Consider the following 18,261-nt stretch of genomic DNA (forward strand, 5'->3'; position numbering starts at 1 on the left):
AACAACTCGAAAGCACAGTACGCGACGGAGTGTCGGACCACCTTCCGACGGCGCACCCAACGGCACCCGCGCGTTTCACAGGACAAGCGTACTGTTAGGCTCGAAGCCGCGAGGAGCCAGTACGTTCCAGCGCTGGAACCCTCCGAACACGTAACCGTAGCGACCGCTTGCAGGTCGCTCGAAAACCAGCCGCGGGCACAGCCCCGCCCGCGGCCACCCTCACAGACGAGTGGAGCTGACGTGACGACAAGTATCGATACTTTCGGCGCAAAGGGCACCCTCGAGGTCGGAAGCAACTCCTACGAGATCTTCCGTCTCTCGGCCGTGCCCGGCACCGAAAAACTCCCCTACGCACTGAAGGTCCTCGCGGAGAATCTGCTCCGCACCGAGGACGGCGCCAATATCACCGCCGATCACATCCGCGCCATCGCGAGCTGGGATCCATCGGCTCAGCCGAACACCGAGATCCAGTTCACCCCGGCCCGCGTGATCATGCAGGACTTCACCGGCGTGCCCTGCATCGTCGACCTGGCCACGATGCGCGAGGCCGTCACTACCCTCGGCGGCGACCCGAGCAAGGTCAACCCGCTCTCCCCCGCCGACATGGTCATCGACCACTCGGTCATCCTGGACGTGTTCGGCCGCGCCGACGCCCTCGAGCGCAACGTCGACCTGGAATACCAGCGCAACGGCGAGCGCTACCAGTTCCTGCGCTGGGGCCAGGGCGCCTTCGACGATTTCAAGGTCGTCCCGCCGGGCGTCGGCATCGTGCACCAGGTCAACATCGAATACCTGGCCCCCACGGTCATGGTCCGCAACGGCCAGGCCTATCCCGACACCTGCGTTGGCACCGACTCGCACACCACCATGGTCAACGGCCTGGGCGTACTGGGTTGGGGCGTCGGCGGTATCGAGGCCGAGGCGGCCATGCTCGGGCAGCCGGTCTCCATGCTCATCCCGCGCGTCGTCGGCTTCAAGCTGACCGGTGAGATCAAGCCGGGCGTGACCGCCACCGACGTGGTGCTCACCGTCACCGAAATGCTGCGCAAGCACGGTGTGGTCGGCAAGTTCGTCGAGTTCTACGGCAAGGGCGTCGCCGAGGTGCCGCTGGCCAACCGGGCCACCCTGGGCAACATGAGCCCCGAATTCGGTTCCACCGCAGCGATCTTCCCGATCGACGGCGAGACCATCAACTACCTGCGCCTCACCGGCCGCACCGACGAGCAGCTCGCGCTGGTCGAGGCGTACGCCAAGGAACAGGGCCTGTGGCACGACGCCGACAACGAACCCGCCTACTCGGAGTACCTCGAGCTGGACCTGAGCACCGTGGTGCCGTCCATCGCCGGCCCGAAGCGTCCGCAGGACCGAATCCTCTTGTCGGACTCCAAGACCGCGTTCCGCAAGGACATCCACAACTACACCAACGACGCGGAGTCCGGCCCGGCCGCCGCCACCCCGCACACGCATCTGGATGAGGCCATCGAGGAGTCCTTCCCGGCCTCGGATCCGGCCGTGCTGTCCTTCGCCGACGACGACGCGATCCTGCCGTCCGCCGCCAACGGCAGTGTCGGCCGTCCGTCCAAGCCGGTCAAGGTCACCGATCCTGAGCGCGGTGACTTCGTGCTCGATCACGGCGCGGTCGTGGTCGCGGGTATCACCTCCTGCACCAACACCTCCAACCCGTCGGTCATGCTGGGCGCGGCCCTGCTGGCTCGTAACGCGGTCGAGAAGGGCCTGTCCTCCAAGCCGTGGGTCAAGACCAACATGGCCCCGGGCTCGCAGGTCGTCTCCGACTACTACGAGAAGGCCGGTCTGTGGCCGTACCTGGAGAAGCTGGGCTTCTACGTGGGCGGTTACGGCTGCACCACCTGCATCGGTAACACCGGTCCGCTGCCGGAGGAGATCTCCAAGGCGATCAACGACAACGATCTGTCGGTCACCGCGGTGCTTTCCGGTAACCGCAACTTCGAGGGTCGTATCTCCCCCGACGTGAAGATGAACTACCTGGCCTCGCCACCGCTGGTCATCGCGTACGCGCTCGCGGGCACCATGGACTTCGACTTCGAGACCGACGCTCTGGGCAAGGACACCGACGGCAACGACGTCTTCCTGAAGGACATCTGGCCGTCCCCGCAGGAGATCGACGACACCATCAAGTCGGCGATCAGCCGGGATATGTTCACCAAGTCCTACGCCACCGTCTTCCAGGGCGACGAGCGCTGGCAGGGCCTGAGCACCCCTGAGGGCGACACCTTCGCGTGGGACCAGAACTCGACCTACGTCCGCAAGGCGCCGTACTTCGACGGCATGGATATGGAGCCGGCTCCGGTCGAGGACATCAAGGGCGCGCGCGTACTCGCGCTGCTCGGCGACTCGGTCACCACCGACCACATCTCCCCGGCCGGTCCGATCAAGCCGGGCACCCCGGCCGCACAGTACCTCGACTCGCACGGCGTGGAGCGCAAGGACTACAACTCCCTGGGCTCGCGTCGCGGTAACCATGAGGTGATGATCCGCGGCACCTTCGCCAACATCCGGCTGCGCAACCAGCTGCTCGACGATGTCTCGGGCGGCTACACCCGTGACTTCACCCAGGACGGCGGCCCGCAGGCGTTCATCTACGACGCCTCGCAGAACTACCAGGCCGCGGGCATCCCGCTGGTCGTGCTGGGCGGTAAAGAGTACGGTTCGGGTTCCTCGCGTGACTGGGCCGCCAAGGGCACCTCGCTGCTGGGTGTGAAGGCCGTCATCACCGAGTCCTTCGAGCGCATCCACCGCTCGAACCTCATTGGTATGGGCGTCATTCCGCTGCAGTTCCCGGCCGGTGAGTCGGCCGCGTCGCTGAAGCTGGACGGCACCGAAACCTTCGACATCGAGGGCATCACCAAGCTGAACGAGGGTGTGACTCCGAAGACCTTGAAGGTCACCGCCACCAAGGAGAACGGCGATGTGGTCACCTTCGACGCGGTGGTCCGGATCGACACCCCCGGTGAGGCCGACTACTACCGCAACGGTGGCATCCTGCAGTACGTGCTGCGCAACATGATTCGCGGCTGAACGACTGTGCCGTAGTAGGTCCGCGCACCGCGTCACCCGCGGTGCGCGGACCTCTTCACATTGCATTGCCCGCTTCGCTCGGAGGAGCCCGCCGAAATGCCCAAAGTCAGTGATGATCACCTCGCCGCCCGGCGTAGTCAGATTCTGGACGGGGCGCGGGCCTGTTTCGCCGAATACGGGTACGACGGTGCGACCGTGCGCCGTCTGGAAGAGGCCATCGGCCTGTCCCGCGGCGCGATTTTCCACCACTTCCGGGACAAGGACGCCCTTTTCCTCGCCCTGGCCCAAGAAGATGCCGACCGCATGGCCGATGTCGCGGCCAATCAGGGTCTGGTGCAGGTCATGCGCGATATGCTCGCCCACCCGGAGCAATTCAATTGGCTCGGAACCCGTTTGGAGATCGCGCGCCGCCTGCGCACCGATCCGGAATTCCGCGCGAGTTGGACCCAGCGTTCTGCCGAACTCACCGCCGCCACCCTGGCCCGCCTGGAACGCCGCAAGGCCGCGGGTGCCCTCCGCGACGACGTTCCCACCGACGTCCTCCTCGGATATCTGGACCTCGTGCTGGACGGTCTCATCGCCCGCATCGCGTCCGGGCACACCAACGAAAACCTTTCGGCGGTATTGGATCTCGTCGAAGCATCGGTGCGCCGCAAGGAATGAAATCGTATGCACCCGACCCCCTCCGCCGACGGCCGACTGCCCTCTAATACACGACTATGTGGTGCTCCGTGCCCGTGTGCTTTTCGAGGAACCGAACTGACCCGGGGCCGGGCTTTTCCGGCGCTCGACGGTTGCGCCGGCCGTTGAAATCTGGAGGGTCGGCGCTTGCCTCAGCGTGGCGCTGCCGGCGTGGCGGCCCACTCGCCGAGTGTGAAATTTGTTCCTGCGCGGCGGATTTCCACCGCTCCCGAGCCGCCGAGATGCGCGGGAATCACCAATTGCCGTTGGTCCGCGGCTTGTTCGAGGATTCGGCGCCTGGTGGTTGCGGCCCGGTGTGGGTCGAGACAAAGGCAGCTGCTGCAGGACGGGTGGAGCAGTTGGATCGGGCTGTGCACCAGGTCACCGACGAAGATCGCGCGATCGGTGCCGGATTCCAGGTGCAGGACCGAGGATCCGGGGGTGTGGCCGGGTGCGGATTCCAGGGTCAGATTGTCATCGATGCGGTAGGTGTCGTCCCATAGGACGGCCTGGTCAGCGCGATGTATCGGTGTGATGCTGTCCTCGTAGATGAGCCGGTCGTCGGGGCGGCGACCGCCGGCGTAGCCGCCTGTGGGGCCGAAGTAGGTGTCGTCGGCGGTCGGGATGAGATACTGCGCGTTGGGGAATGTCGGCATCCACTGGCCATCGACGTCGTGCGTGTTCCAGCCCACGTGATCGCCGTGCAGGTGGGTGTTGACCACGAGATCGACAGCCTGCGGGTGCACACCGGCTTGCGTAAGACGGTTCAGGAAGTCGCCGTGGCGGTGGTGAAACAACGCGCGGCTGGGGCGTTCGCGGCCGTTGCCGACGCCGGTGTCGATCAGGATCGTGCGACCGCCGCTGCGGAGCACCCAGGTTTGGATCGCTCCCACGACCAGTCCGGTGTCGGGTTCCCAATGATCTGGCTCGAGCCAGTCCGTATTGTCCCGCCAGATCTGATCGGTGGTGTCGGGCAGCAGGTCGGTGCCCGGCATCAGGGTGCCCTGCCATTCGACGACACGGAAGATTTCGACGTCGCCCAGCACGATGCTCTGTGAACTTTCCATACCGCCGAGCCTATGGACGCGGATGCGAGTCGATCAATGGGTACTGCGCTCACAAAGATACCCAATCGACTCAGTAGTGAGTGTTCTCAGTAACATCGGCTTATGGATGTGCTGAGCGACGCGATCGCTTCCATACGCCTGGGGCAACCGTCGTCGAGCCGGCTGTATACGCACCAGCGCGACTGGTGCACCCGCCTCGCCCCGCACTTCGGGGCAGGGTTCCATATCGTCCTGCGGGGCAACTGCTGGGTGCTGCCCGATCAGGGGGATCCAGTGATGCTGGGAACAGGTGACGCAGTCTTGCTGCCACACGGAACCGGGCATGTCCTCTCCGATCGGTCCATCGACGCGCAAACTGTGGCGCAGGCCGTTCCGTTCGAGCAATGGCGTGCCGAGCAAGCATCCGAAAGGTCCTCGGACACAGTCGGGTTCGAAGCGTTGTGCGGCAAGTACCGGCTCGACCGACGCGGGCAACACCCCCTTGTGGCGGAGCTGCCGGCGGTCATCCACCTACCAGCCCGCACGGGCGATCACCGCGAACTCCGCGCCGCCATCGACCTACTAGCGCTGGAAGCCGACGAGCGCCGCCCCGGTTCCTGTATCGCCGTTCCGAGCCTGCTCGATTTGCTGCTGGTCTACATGGTCCGCGCGTGGATGACCGAGAGCAGGACAGGTATCTGGTCGGCCGCGCTCACCGATCCGGTCACTGCCAACGCGCTGCGGGCGCTGCACACCGCCCCGGCCGCGTCCTGGAGCAATGACCGCTTGGCCACCGAAGCTGGTGTCTCCCGCGCCACCCTGACCCGCCGATTCGCCACACTGGTGGGCCAGCCGCCGATGGGATATCTGGCCTGGTGGCGCCTGACGCGGGCCGCCGCGCTGCTCCGCGACACCACCGATCCCCTTTCCGCCATTGCCGACCAGGTCGGATACGCCACCGCCTATGCCTTTTCCAACGCGTTCAAGAAACAGTTCGGCACCTCACCCGGCCGCTACCGCCACCACGGCTCCGCTGTTGCCGGGCCAGTCGACACCCCAGATTCCCCCCAGAGCTCCGAGGAATTCCATCATCTGCTGGATCGCGTGATCACGTCCGACACCGTCGACTGAGGACCATAATCATCGACATGGAACTGAACGGAGCCCGTGTCCTGGTCACCGGCGCGACCGGCGGGATCGGGAGCGCGATCGTCGCCGCGGTCGCGGCACGAGGGGCGAGTGTGGTGCTCTCCGGTCGCCGCGCCGAGGCACTGGACCAGGCCGCGACCAAGTTCGGAGCACGCGCAATCGTCGCGGACCTCGCGGTGCCGGGTGGTGCCGAGAAGCTGCTCGCGGAGGCCGGTGACCTCGATGTCGTCATCGCCAATGCCGCATTGCCCGGTTCTGGCGACCTGCTCGACTACTCGCTGACCGAGATCGATCGAGCACTGGAGGTCAATCTGCGCGCCCCCATCGTGCTCGCCCGCCTCGCCGGTGCGCAGATGGCCGAACGCGGCAAGGGGCATCTGGTCTTCATCAACTCTCTGTCCGGCAAGGCTGCATCCGGTAAGGCGGCGATGTACAACGCCACCAAATTCGGACTGCGCGGCTTCGCTTTGGCCTTGCGCGAGGACCTGCAAAGCCGCGGCATCGGTGTCTCCTCGATCTACCCCGGATTCGTCAGGGACGCGGGCATGTTCATCAAATCCGGCGCGGCCCTACCACAGGGCGTCGGCACCCGAAGCCCGGAAGACGTCGCGAACGCCGTGGTCCGAGCGATCGAACGGAACATCGCCGAAACCGACGTAGCCCCCCTCCCGGTCCGCCTCGGCGCGATATTGGCCCTGATCGCCCCCAATCTCTCAACCCGCGTCCAGCGTCTCTTCGGCGCCGACAAGGTAATGACCGAACTAGCCGCTGGTCACCGCGACATGCGCTGAGCCCTACAACAGGATGCGACGCATTTCCCGCAATACACCGTCGCCTCGATCTTCCTCTGCCGCGGCGGTCGTCGACGCAAACGAGCTGGTCAGTGGTGGGACAGGCGGCTGAATATAATGCTGGCGCTGGTGAATCCGAGGGTGGCGAGGATGGCGCACCAGAGGAGGGCGAGGGGGGCGTTGCGGGTGGTGTCGAGGGCGTTCAGGAGTCCGCGCACGGTTTCGATGATCGGGGTGGCAGGTTGGTAGTCGGCGAAGCCGCGCAGCCAGTGGGGCATGGTGGCTGTTTGGACGAAGGCGCTGCTGATGTAGGGGATGAACATGATGGCGTAGGTGAGGCCGCCGGCGGCTTCCGGATTCTTGGCGACTAGGCCGAGGGCGACGGCGATCCAGGAGATGGCGGTGACGAACAGGGTGATGACCGTGAGGGCCGCGAGCCACCCGAGTGGACCGGCCTGGGGGCGGTAGCCGAGTGCGAGCGCCACAGTGACGGCGATCGCGATGGCCGCGAGATTGCGGACAACGCCCTCGGCAACGTGGCCTGCGAGTACCGCCTGACGGAACATCGGCAGCGTGCGGAAGCGGTCGATGCTGCCCCGGGTCATATCGGCGGAGACGGCGGTGGCGGTGATCGATGAGCCGAAACCCGTGCACAGCAACATGATTCCGGGCACCACATAGTCTAGATAGGGCCCACCCACATCGATGGCTCCGCCGAAGACGTAGGTGAACAGCAGCATCACCAGAATCGGCATGAGCAGCGAAATGATGAGGGTGTCGCGGCTGCGCAGAGTGTGCCGGACACAGCGGCGGAACATGACGAGGGTGTCGGCGAAGACGTCGGTCATCGGGCGGCGGCTTCGATGATGTCGGCGGTGCGGGCGGCGGCGTCCTCGCGACTCAGCGTCTTCGCGAATTCCGCTGCGCGGGAGCGGCGTTCGGATGTCAGCAGCGACGCGACGCCTTTTTCCAATCGAGCTTCGGTCAGTCGCGTGAACGGCAGATGCGCACCCACACCGAGACGCTCGACCTGCCCGCCCCACATCGGCTGCTCGAACGACACCGAGCACACCAGCGTCGGCAGTCCGGCGCGCAAACTCTCGAACAGCGTCCCGATACCGCCGTGATGCACCGCCGCAGCGCAGTACGGAAAAACCAGATCGTGCGCGAACGGACCGACAACCTTCACATTCGGTCCCGCCTGCGCATCGGCAATATCGAGATCACTCCAACCCGCACTCACCAACGCCCGCACACCCAGACGAGCAGACACCTCGGTAACCATCGCAAGCACCGCGGCCGTATCCCGAATGGGCATGCTGCCGAATCCGAAGAACACCGGCGGTTCCCCCGCCTCGATCCACGACAGAATTCCCGCATGGTCACCCGCCAAATCGCCTACGGCCGCACGGGCAGCATGATCGAGCGTCAGGAATCCGGTGAACGGCCTGCGCTCATCCCATTCTTCCGGCAATCCGGGAACCAATGCCGGATCATAGATCTGCACTTCGGGAACATGCGCACGCGCCAATACCGCTGCGGTACTCGCCCGCGATTTCGGCAACCCGAGGATCGCGCGTAGATCGTTGAGATAGCGCATGAATACCACGCGGCGCAGATTCTCCGCGGCCGCCCACGTCGCCCTGTTTACGGCCGCAGGCGGATTCCACCGCGGCGGTAGCGCACCCGGAAACGGATATGCGCCATTGCTCCGGCAGGGGAAATAATGCAGGCTGACCAGCGGAACCCCCATTGCCTCCGCAACCGAACTGGCCCGGTCCTCGGTAACGGTGCTCGCCACGATCAGATCCGCGCCCGTGCAAACGTCGATGACCTCCCGATTCATCTGCTGGGCATAATCGGCCATCTGCCGAGCGACCAATTGCATGAGCCGCAGGGTGTTGCCTGCCGCCAGCGCCCGCTGTCCGGCGTCGGAACTGTAGAGCTGCTGCACATCCGGTCCGCAGGCGACGGCGGCAAGTCCGGTGGCCGTGGCGAATTCGACCAGATTCGGCGGCGCACCGAGCAGCACATCATGGCCGCGACGGCGCAGCTCGAGTCCCAAAGCCACGACGGGCTGGACATCACCGCGGGTTCCGGTGAGCGGAATCGCTATTTTCACGGCACTCTTTCGTATCGGGGCCCTGACGGCCGACCGAATAGTCCACAGAATTAAGGGCTCCGCACGGCGGCGATGTGTCAGTACAGTGCCATTGTGCACATAGCGATGTTCGTGGACTACCACCCGGCCACCCTCGGCGGAGTCCAGACCGCGGTCGCTTCGCTGTGCCGTGGACTCGAACGCGCAGGTCACCGCGTCACGCTGTTCGTCGCGCCGCAGCCGGGCGCCGACGAGCTCCCGAATGTGGTGCCGCTGCGCGCCGCAGGTGGTCTCGTTGTCAACGGATTCCCGGTCGTGCTGCCGACCAAGGGCAATGCCGAACTCATCGATGCCGCCTTCGCCGCGCGGGGCCCGATCGACCTCGTGCACACCCACACCACCTACGGCGTAGCCATCGCTGGCATGAAAGCCGCATGGCGACACCGGATTCCGCTCATCCACACCGCCCAGAGCCGCGACGACGCGTTCATCGAGAACACTTCGCTCGCACCGTATCCGGCGGCTTTGGCCCTACGCGCGCTGCACGGCCGGTTCGTACCGCACGATCAGCACATGCCGCACCGCGCCGAAAGCCGTGCGGCACGCCATGCCTGGTGGACGATCGTCGGTCAGGCTCAGGCCGCGGATCGGGTCATCGCGCCGACCCAGCACTTCGCCGATCAACTACTCGCGCACGGGTTGACCCGGCCACTTCGGGTGGTATCCAACGGCGTCGATGACGAGCTGATCGAAAACAGCAGCAGCACACCGGTTGTCGAGCGCGCGGCCGACATACCACTGCGGCTGATCTGGTGCGGGCGGCTATCGGCCGAGAAGCGGCCGCTGGCCGCAATCGAGGCCGTGCGACACCTCGACGACTGCACTCTCGATATCTACGGTGACGGCGACCTGCAGCCCGAGGCGGCCGCCACCATCGCCGAGTATCGGCTCGCGGACCGAATCCGCTTGCACGGCAGGGCCACTCAAGCCGAATGCCTCGCCGCCATGTCCGAAGGCGACGCACTACTGTTCCCCTCGCACGGCTTCGACACGCAGGGCATGGTCCTGCTCGAGGCGGTGGCGGTCGGGCTGCCGATTATCTACTGCGATCCCGATCTCGATGAATCGGTCCCACCCGGGGGCGGCATTCGCACCGCCGATCCATCGCCTGCCGCGATTGCCGACACCGTCGCCGCGCTCAACGCCGATCGCTCCGCGCTCGCGGAAATGCGCCAGATCCTCGGCAAATACGGCGACTCGGTGCGTCAGTCACAGCACATCGGGACGGTGCTCGATATCTATCGACAGGCCCGGGCCGAGTCCGCGCGCAGCCCGGAACTGGTCATGCCGCAATCGCTTTCGGAGGTACCGACCGCTCCCGGTCAGCTGCCGCTGGTCGGCCACAGCCTGCGGGCCCTACGCGACGCTCCCGGCTTCGTGACCTCGCTGGCCGATCTCGGCCCGATCGTGCGCCTGCGGTTCGGCCAGAAGACCGGATATCTGCTCACCACACCGAATCTCGTCCGCGAGATCGGTCTCGGCGATGCCGAACTCAATCGGGATGATCTGCGCGAGGCTATCGAGGATGTAGCGGGCGGATCGGTCAATGTCCTGCGTGGCGAGGAACACAAGCTGCGGCGGCGCATGATCTCGCCCGCGCTGCGCCAGAGCCGCCTTGCCGAGTACACGCGGGCGGCGGCCGATATCGCCGAAACCTGGTCGGCAGCACTGCCTTCGGGCGGTCAGGTGAATCTGATGGACGAGGCACACGGACTCATTCTCGACACGGTCTCCTCGACGCTGTTCACCGCCGATTTCAGCGATGACGCACGGCGTGAGATCCGCGACAGTGTGCCGTGGCTGCTCAGTCAGGTCATTCTGCGCACCGCGCTCCCCCCGCAGGTGCGCCGATTGCGGCTCATTTCGAACTGGCGCTGGCGCACCAAGGCCCGGCACCTGCGCACCGCCATCGGCGCCGTCATCGCCGAATACCGCCGCCGCGACGAGGATTTCAACGATGTGGTCTCGGCGCTCATCCGGCACACCGACAGCGAGACCGGTGCGACCCTGTCCGATGAGCACATCATCGATGAGGCAATCCTCATGCTGGCCGGTGGCGTCGGCTCGATGGCCTCATTGACCGGCTGGCTCTGGCACGAGGTCATGCGCCGCCCACAGATCGCCGAGCGCTTGTACGCCGAACTCGATTCCGTCGTCGGAGCGGGCCCGGTCCGCGCCGATCATCTCGGCGCACTTCCCTACCTGAAACAGGTTGTGGCGGAGACACTTCGGTTCTGGGGCCCATGGATCAGCGCGGGCACCGCCGACGGCGATGTCACTATCGGCGGACTCACCGTTCCCGATGGCACGGCAATAATGTTCTCCCCCTACCTGGTTCAGCACAACAAGCGCTACTACGCCGATCCGGAAACCTTCGACCCGGATCGCTGGTCGCCCGAACGCGCCGCCGATATCGACAAGAAGGCCAACCTCTCGTTCGGCGTCGGCCGTCGTCGCTGCCTGGGCGACCATTTCGCCATGATCGAAATCGGGCTCGCCGCCGCGGCACTGCTGGCCCGCTGGCGCCCGACACCCGACCCGAACTACTTGGTGCGCGCCTCCAATCGAGACTTCGTCCTGTCGCCCTCGGCGCTGCCGGTTACGCTGCACCGGCGTTGAATACTTGCTTGGAGTGCACTCCAGGTGACTAGCGTGGGTCGCATGAGCAAAGTTTGGTTCATTACCGGAGTCTCACGAGGATTCGGCCGTGAATGGGCACTCGCCGCACTGGAGCGCGGCGATCGAGTGGCCGGTACGGCGCGCGATACCAGCACACTCGACGATCTCGTCGCGAAATATCCGGACGCCTTCCTTCCGCTGCGCTTGGACGTCACCGAACGGGACGGCGATTTCGCCGCCGTACAGCAGGCCGCCGAGCGCTTCGGGCGGCTCGATATCGTGATCAACAATGCCGGCTACGGCCAGTTCGGCATGATCGAGGAACTCAGCGAGGACGAGTTCCGCGCACAGTTGGAAACCAATGTCTTCGGCGCACTGTGGGTCACCCAGGCGGCGCTGCCGATCCTGCGGGCCCAGGGCAGCGGCCACATCGTTCAGGTATCGAGCATCGGTGGCATCTCGGCCTTCCAGAACCTCGGCGCGTACCACGCGTCGAAGTGGGCTCTGGAGGGGTTCTCCCAGGCGCTGGCCCAGGAGGTCGCACCCTTCGGGATCCACGTCACCCTGATCGAACCGGGCGGATTCGGCACCGACTGGGCGGGCCCCTCGTCGCGGCATGCCAGCCCACTCCCGGCCTACGATGCCGCCAGGGCTGCCCGAGCCGCCCAACGTTCGGCGGTGCGCCAGGGCGATCCGGCCGCCACGCGCGCTGCCATCCTCGCGGTCGTCGACGCGCCCGAGCCGCCACTGCGCATTTTCCTCGGCGAGGTCCCGCTGACCATCGCCACCGCGGATTACGAATCCCGCCTGGCGCTCTGGCGTGAGTGGCAGCCCATTTCCGCTGCCGCACAGGGGGATTGAGCCGCCCCTGGACTGCGACGCCGCCGGGAAAATGGTGGATCCGCCCCCGGCGGCGCCGACTATCCGAGACCGCGCCTCGCTGCCCGACCCCGGGCGGATCAGTAGTTGGCGTTCAGATAGTTGGCGGCATGGGTCGTCCACAGGACATTCGTGCCGGGCATATTGTGTCCGGAGTAGAGAACGTGCTGCCCATCCGGCCACGGCGTCAGATAACCGATGACCCCGTTGACCGCGGCCGCATAGCGATCGAGATTGCCGATCGGATCGTTCATCAGGAAACGCAGCAACTCGGCGAAGATCAGCGGGGCAACATTGCCGATGCGGGCGCCCTCGACGAACGAGAACGGCGAAATTCCGATATCGATGATCCGCAGCGGTGAGTCAGCCGGTGACGAGGTGATGATATCGCCCGGATTCGCGTACTCCTTGACATCTAGTGCGGGCCAAGCGCCGTGTTCGCCGTGCAAGCCGTAAGTCGTTGCCGGACATAGATTGCCGACCGACTGACCCCGTTTACGCAACGGATTGGCGATATTGACGGCGAAGGCGATTTCCAAGGGTGAGCCGTCGGTGTTCTTGTATTGACCCGACCGCACCCCCTCCAGAATCTTGCTCGCGCAGATACTTCCGAGCGAATAGCTCAAAAGTCCGCAGACATTTGGCGAGTCCTGAATCGCCTTGACGCCCGCCGCGACACCGAGCCGGATCGAGGTGTCCAGCGAAGGGCCCCACAGTTCCGGGCTCGGCCCCACCGAGGCGAGCCAATCCGGCTCGAAGGCGGTGAAACGGTCGGGATCAAGCAGTTTCGTGACATCGTGCAGCATGCCGGTGGGAGTCCCATTGGTATTCCGCGGTTCACCCGTGCCGCGGAGGGTGATGATATCGATCATCACCCCATGGTGAACCGATGACCGCCGTACCACCCGAGTAGCGAACTACCTCATTTCGCGCCGCCCTCGAGGCTGCCGAGCAGTACCCGAGCGATCCGGTCCAGGTCGCGACGATCCTTCGCCGAGAGCACCGACAACATCCTGGTTTCGTTCTCGGTATGCGCGGTGACGACTCTGTCGATCAGCGTGCGGCCCGGGTCGGTGAGCGCGACCCGGATGGCGCGGCGATCCTGCGCATCCGCGATGCGCCGGACCAGCCCCGCCGACTCCAGGCGGTCGAGCCGTCCCGTCATTCCGGCGCGCGACATCATCAGCGTGTCGGCGAGCACCGACGGGTTCAATTCGAACGGCTCGCCCGAACGACGCAGTGCGGCAAGCACATCGAACTCTCCGCGCTGCAAGCCATGGGCGATGAAGACCGCCTCGATATCGCGCTGCGCGACCACAAGCAGCCGCCCCAGCCGTCCGATCACGCCCATCGCCTCCAACTCGAGGTCCGGCCGTTCCCGGCGCCACTGCTCGACGATCGCATCCACCGGATCCCGTTCGATCTCACCCATGGACAAGATTCTATTCGCTGCTATATAGTTCGGTAGCGAATTATCAATCACCGAATCATTTGGAGAGCATCGTGGACGCCACCACCGACCGCACCTTCGCGATCCGCCAGCCGCAGGATGCCGAAACCCTGGCCACCCCGGCGGTCACCATGCGCCTGCTCATCGACTCGAACGAGGCCGGCGGCGCGGTCAGCCACCTGGAGGTCACCATGGATACGGGCGCCGACGGCGCGGCACCGCATTACCACACCAAGTCGGATGAACTGTTCTACGTCGCAGACGGCGAACTGCAGGTACTGGCCGGAGATAAGATCGTCACCGTGGGCGCGGGCGGGTCGATTGTCGTACCCAAGCTCATGCCGCACGCCTTCGGTGCCAGCCCGGACGCCTCCGCACGAATCCTGATCGCACTCATGCCCGCGGTGGAACGCTTCGGCTACTTCCGCCTGCTCGACCGGCTGGTCAAGGGCGAGGCCACCTTCGAAGATCTGGCGGCATCGCAGGAGGAATACGACAACTGGTTCGTCGAGTCTCCCGAATGGTGGGCCGAGCGCAACGCCAACCGGCGCGATTGGTGAAGTGACGCAGATCTTTCGAATCCGCGCGGAGATCAGCACGTTCGACGGTACTGTCGCAGCGGAGGCGCCGACGGAATGCACGGCCGCCAATCCCGGGCAATGTCGACCGCGCAGCACCGTTCGGAAATAGCTCAATGGTTGCCAATGCCTATTCGGGCTTGTGCCGAAAATCTTTCGGCACAAGCGCATCCCGAGCCTGAATTCGGTTTGCCAGCGGCGGTCAAATCTGGCGATCCGAACCGTTCGAGACCCCTTGCGCGATATGATCCAGTTCCCGCTCGGGGGTCCTGGCAAATCGCGAGCAGATCGGAGAGCTCACTATGACCGACGCAATCCACCTTCCCGGTACCGGGCCGGCGGGTGACCGCGTTCCCGCGTTGCAGGGACTGCTGGTGGCCGAGTCGGAACGAGATTTCACGGTCAGAGTGACCGAAGGAACCTGGACCTTCCGCCGCGACGATGTACTGCGAGTCCTCGACTGGACCGACGGCGCGACCGCAGAACACGACGGCCGCCCGGTGCTGATGGATATCCGCCCCGGCGCCACCGCCGACTTCACCCGCCGCCTGCGCATCGACCTCGTCGACCGGCCGATGACGCTGGCCGAAGTACCCTCCGCGGCACTGGGAGATGAAGCGCTGCAACAACTCACCGCATCCTGGGCCGACAGCCTGCAGCTCGCCGATTGCGCGGGCGCCAGCGGAGCGACCTTCACCTACTGCCAAACCAAATCGCTCGCGACAAGCGACGACGGCATAAACTGCGACAGTCTCGACTGAACGGAACTGCGCATGGCGGCGCGCCGGACAGGTTCGGTCCTCATCGTCTCCGAATCCGATGATCTGCACGGTACCGCGATGGCGGCGACGTTGCGAGAACACCACGGGCTCAGCCCGATTCAGCTCGACCTGCGCGACTTTCCGCGCGAATCCGGAAGTTTCCGGCTCGATCGGCACGGCACCGCGCGATCGCTGTCGCATGTGATCGGGCTGGACGATGTCCGCTCGGTCTGGTGGCGCAGACCGCGTCTCGCGCAGGTTCCGGCCGGTGTGCGAGCCTCGGATGACGCCTACCGCCAAGCCGAATGCGATGGCTTCATCCAGGGCATGCTGTGGTCGATCCCCGCGTACTGGGTCAACGATCCCGGCGCCGATCGCACCGCGAGCCGCAAGATCGTGCAGTTGGAGACCGCGCGGCGAGCCGGTTTCGTGATCCCGGAAACCCTCATCACCAACGATCCGGACGAGGCGCGCAGCTTCGTCGAATCACGTTCGGGCTCGGTGGTTTACAAGCGAACCGGCACCGGACGCGCCGAATTCGCCGAGACCCGAATCATCACCAAGGCCGACTTCGGCCGCCTCGCTGGCATCCGCTCCGCGCCGACCACCTTCCAGGACTATGTCGAGGCACGGTGTGATCTGCGTGTGGTCTGGATGGACGGCGTCGAATGGGCGGTGCGCATCGACTCGCAGTCCGGGGTAGGCCGGGTCGATTCCCGGCTCGACACCACCGTCGACTTCGCACCGGAGCATCTGCCCGCCTCGGTCAGCAAGTCGCTGGCCACGCTCATGGGCGCACTCGGCCTCAGCTTCGGCGTGCTGGATCTACGCCTGGGCCTCGACGGCGAGTATTACTTCCTCGAGGTCAACCCGCAGGGCCAGTTCGCGTATCTGGAGATCAAAACGGGCCTGCCGATGTTCCGCAGCCTCGCCAACCTGCTGGTCAATGGCGACGCTGCGGTGCCCGGCTATTAGCGCGCTCGATCCCCCTCGGTGTCGGCGAAATCGATTCGCCGACACCGGGATTGAGATCCAGAAACGCTACTGGCTCTTGCGGCGGTTCGCACCGCCGCGACTGCGGAGTTGCACGTGCGACTCCACCAGCACGTTGTGGACGAAACCGTAGGAACGGCCGGTCGACCGGGCCAGCGATCGGATGCTGGCTCCCGCCTCGTACTGCTTCTTCAGCTGGGTTTGCAAACGGTCGCGTGATTTCCCCGTGACGCGTGTGCCCTTACCCAGTGTGGCCTTGACTTGTGTGGGCCTGTCGCTCATGGCTTCCTCCGAGTCGCCGAGCCGCGTCATTCCAGGCTAGACACTCGGGAAGCTGTGATCAACGGGTCTTTGTGATTAATATCACCGCCGAACCCGTTCTGTGAGGTGAAAACCAACCACCCGCAACGAAATTCCGGCCGGATGACCCCCGATCAGGCCAGCTGAATCAGTTCCAAATACTCCGCCGACCAGTGGTCTTCCTGGCCGTCCGGCAGCAAGATCACCCGCTCCGGGGACAGCGCCTCGGCCGCGCCCGGGTCGTGGGTGACCAGGACGACCGCGCCCGCATAGGTGCGCAGCGCATCGAGGACCTGCTCACGCGAGATCGGGTCCAGGTTGTTGGTCGGCTCGTCGAGCAACAACACATTGGCAGCCGAGGACACCAGCCCGGCCAGCGCCAGACGGGTCTTCTCACCGCCGGAGAGGGTGCCTGCGGGCTGTTCCAGCTGCGGTCCGGAGAACATGAATGCACCGAGCAGGCCGCGCAGCTCCTGCTCCCCCGCGTCCGGTGCGGCGTGGCGGATGTTCTCCCACACCGTGGCCTGATCGTCGAGGGTGTCGTGCTCCTGGGCGAAGTAGCCGACCTTGAGGCCGTGACCGGGCACGAGACCGCCTGCCGTCGGCGTCTCCACCCCGGCGAGCAAGCGCAGCAGAGTGGTCTTACCCGCGCCGTTGAGGCCCAGTACGACGACACGGCTGCCGCGGTCGATGGCCAGGTCGACGCCGGTGAAGATCTCCAGCGAGCCGTAGACCTTGGTCAGGTTCTCGGCCATCAGCGGCGTCTTACCGCAGGCCGCGGGCTCGGGGAATTTGATCCGCGCGACCTTGTCGGCCACCCGAACCTCGTCGAGTTCGGCCATCAAGCGATCCGCGCGCTTGGCCATGTTCTGTGCCGCAGTGGCTTTCGTGGCCTTGGCACCGAGTTTGGCGGCCTGAGCGCGCAGGGCGCCGGCCTTCTTCTCGGCATTGGCGCGTTCGCGACGACGACGCTGTTCATCGGTGGCACGCGCGTCCAGGTATTTCTGCCAGCCCATGTTGTAGACGTCGGCCTCACCGCGCACCGCGTCCAGGAACCAGACCTTGTTCACCACGTCGCCGAGCAGTTCGACATCGTGGCTGATCACGATCAGGCCGCCGTCGTGGTTCTGCAGGAAGCCGCGCAACCAGGTAATGGAGTCGGCGTCGAGATGGTTGGTCGGCTCGTCGAGCAGCAGGATGGTGTCCGAGCGTCCGCCGCTGCCATCGGAGGCGGCGAACAGGATGCGCGCCAACTCGATTCGGCGGCGCTGACCACCGGAGAGCGTGCGCAGCGCCTGGCCGAGCACTCGATCGGGCAGGCCGAGGCTGTTGCAGATGCGCGCCGCTTCGCTCTCGGCCACATAACCGCCGAGCGCCGAGAAGCGCTCCTCCAGCCGACCGTATTTGCGCACCGCCTTCTCGCGTTCGGCATCATCGACCACCTCGGCCATCAACGCCTGCTGCTTTTCCATATCGCGCAGCAGGGTGTCCAGGCCACGAGCGGAGAGCACCCGATCGCGCGCGAGCACGTCCAGATTGCCCTCCCGCGGATCCTGCGGGAGATAGCCGATATCACTGGAGCGCAAAATCTTTCCGGCGTAGGGCTCGCCCTCGCCCGCCAGAATGCGCAGCGTGGTGGTCTTGCCCGCGCCATTGCGGCCGACCAGTCCGATCCGGTCGCCGGCCTGCACCCGCAGTGCGGGCCCAGGGGCCGACAGCAGGGTGCGGACGCCGGCCCGGACCTCCAGGTCCGTCGCGGTGATCACAGGCTTCTCCTACGGGTACGTGGTGCTGGT

General features: G+C 65.5%; 16 protein-coding genes. 9 read left to right on the forward strand and 7 right to left on the reverse strand.

The window, feature by feature from the left end:
- Positions 1-240 precede the first annotated feature (240 nt).
- Together ACIBJI_RS05580 and ACIBJI_RS05585 are read left to right on the forward strand one after the other, a co-directional pair.
- Positions 241-3,057 carry an aconitate hydratase gene (locus ACIBJI_RS05580; RefSeq protein ID WP_364340439.1) on the forward strand — a complete coding sequence of 939 codons (2,817 nt, stop codon included), beginning with the start codon at positions 241-243 and terminating at the stop codon, positions 3,055-3,057.
- Between the two features lie 96 nt (positions 3,058-3,153).
- Positions 3,154-3,720 carry a TetR/AcrR family transcriptional regulator gene (locus ACIBJI_RS05585; RefSeq protein WP_040691943.1) on the forward strand — a complete coding sequence of 189 codons (567 nt, stop codon included), beginning with the start codon at positions 3,154-3,156 and terminating at the stop codon, positions 3,718-3,720.
- 170 nt (positions 3,721-3,890) lie between these two features.
- Here ACIBJI_RS05585 and ACIBJI_RS05590 read toward each other — a convergent pair whose 3' ends face one another.
- Complete coding sequence (locus ACIBJI_RS05590) at positions 3,891-4,805, reverse strand: MBL fold metallo-hydrolase (protein ID WP_364340436.1); 915 nt, start codon at positions 4,803-4,805, stop codon at positions 3,891-3,893.
- 102 nt (positions 4,806-4,907) lie between these two features.
- On the opposite strand from ACIBJI_RS05590, the gene ACIBJI_RS05595 reads away from it, so the two are divergent.
- Together ACIBJI_RS05595 and ACIBJI_RS05600 are read left to right on the forward strand one after the other, a co-directional pair.
- Entirely contained in the window at positions 4,908-5,915 is a 1,008-nt protein-coding gene (locus ACIBJI_RS05595) for an AraC family transcriptional regulator (RefSeq protein ID WP_397083181.1), read from the forward strand.
- 17 nt (positions 5,916-5,932) lie between these two features.
- Positions 5,933-6,724, forward strand: a complete 792-nt coding sequence (locus tag ACIBJI_RS05600) for an SDR family NAD(P)-dependent oxidoreductase (RefSeq protein ID WP_364340431.1) — start codon at positions 5,933-5,935, stop codon at positions 6,722-6,724.
- Between the two features lie 89 nt (positions 6,725-6,813).
- Here the strand turns inward: ACIBJI_RS05600 and ACIBJI_RS05605 are convergent, their stop codons facing one another.
- Entirely contained in the window at positions 6,814-7,572 is a 759-nt protein-coding gene (locus tag ACIBJI_RS05605) for an ABC transporter permease (RefSeq protein ID WP_364340429.1), read from the reverse strand.
- The gene (locus tag ACIBJI_RS05610; protein WP_364340427.1) at positions 7,569-8,846 is read right to left on the reverse strand and encodes a glycosyltransferase; all 1,278 of its coding nucleotides are present in this window, start codon (positions 8,844-8,846) and stop codon (positions 7,569-7,571) included. Before ACIBJI_RS05610 ends, ACIBJI_RS05605 begins: the two co-directional genes overlap by 4 nt.
- 93 nt (positions 8,847-8,939) lie before the next feature.
- Between ACIBJI_RS05610 and ACIBJI_RS05615 the strand changes: the two genes are divergently transcribed.
- Together ACIBJI_RS05615 and ACIBJI_RS05620 are read left to right on the forward strand one after the other, a co-directional pair.
- Positions 8,940-11,504, forward strand: coding sequence for a cytochrome P450 (locus ACIBJI_RS05615; RefSeq protein WP_364340425.1), 2,565 nt, complete (start codon positions 8,940-8,942; stop codon positions 11,502-11,504).
- A 42-nt stretch (positions 11,505-11,546) separates the two neighbouring features.
- The gene (locus ACIBJI_RS05620; RefSeq protein ID WP_364340423.1) at positions 11,547-12,365 is read left to right on the forward strand and encodes an SDR family oxidoreductase; all 819 of its coding nucleotides are present in this window, start codon (positions 11,547-11,549) and stop codon (positions 12,363-12,365) included.
- Between the two features lie 98 nt (positions 12,366-12,463).
- Here ACIBJI_RS05620 and ACIBJI_RS05625 read toward each other — a convergent pair whose 3' ends face one another.
- A complete protein-coding gene (locus ACIBJI_RS05625) occupies positions 12,464-13,255 on the reverse strand; it encodes a hypothetical protein (protein WP_397083184.1) in 792 nt (263 codons plus the stop codon).
- Between the two features lie 50 nt (positions 13,256-13,305).
- Positions 13,306-13,815, reverse strand: coding sequence for a MarR family transcriptional regulator (locus tag ACIBJI_RS05630; RefSeq protein ID WP_364340419.1), 510 nt, complete (start codon positions 13,813-13,815; stop codon positions 13,306-13,308).
- 149 nt (positions 13,816-13,964) lie between these two features.
- On the opposite strand from ACIBJI_RS05630, the gene ACIBJI_RS05635 reads away from it, so the two are divergent.
- From ACIBJI_RS05635 to ACIBJI_RS05645, 3 genes are all read left to right on the forward strand, one after another.
- Positions 13,965-14,393 (forward strand): cupin domain-containing protein, encoded by a 429-nt coding sequence (locus ACIBJI_RS05635; protein ID WP_364340726.1) that lies wholly within the window; start codon positions 13,965-13,967, stop codon positions 14,391-14,393.
- A gap of 320 nt (positions 14,394-14,713) precedes the next feature.
- Positions 14,714-15,172, forward strand: a complete 459-nt coding sequence (locus ACIBJI_RS05640; protein WP_364340417.1) for a hypothetical protein — start codon at positions 14,714-14,716, stop codon at positions 15,170-15,172.
- A 12-nt stretch (positions 15,173-15,184) separates the two neighbouring features.
- Positions 15,185-16,147 carry a hypothetical protein gene (locus ACIBJI_RS05645; RefSeq protein WP_364340415.1) on the forward strand — a complete coding sequence of 321 codons (963 nt, stop codon included), beginning with the start codon at positions 15,185-15,187 and terminating at the stop codon, positions 16,145-16,147.
- A gap of 66 nt (positions 16,148-16,213) precedes the next feature.
- On the opposite strand, the gene ACIBJI_RS05650 is transcribed toward ACIBJI_RS05645, so the two are convergent.
- Both ACIBJI_RS05650 and ACIBJI_RS05655 read right to left on the reverse strand, forming a co-directional pair.
- Complete coding sequence (locus ACIBJI_RS05650; protein WP_040692003.1) at positions 16,214-16,447, reverse strand: helix-turn-helix domain-containing protein; 234 nt, start codon at positions 16,445-16,447, stop codon at positions 16,214-16,216.
- 152 nt (positions 16,448-16,599) lie between these two features.
- Positions 16,600-18,231, reverse strand: a complete 1,632-nt coding sequence (locus ACIBJI_RS05655) for an ABC-F family ATP-binding cassette domain-containing protein (RefSeq protein ID WP_364340412.1) — start codon at positions 18,229-18,231, stop codon at positions 16,600-16,602.
- Positions 18,232-18,261: the final 30 nt, after the last annotated feature.

It is taken from the genome of Nocardia sp. NPDC050408 (assembly GCF_044458905.1).
GTDB lineage: Bacteria > Actinomycetota > Actinomycetes > Mycobacteriales > Mycobacteriaceae > Nocardia.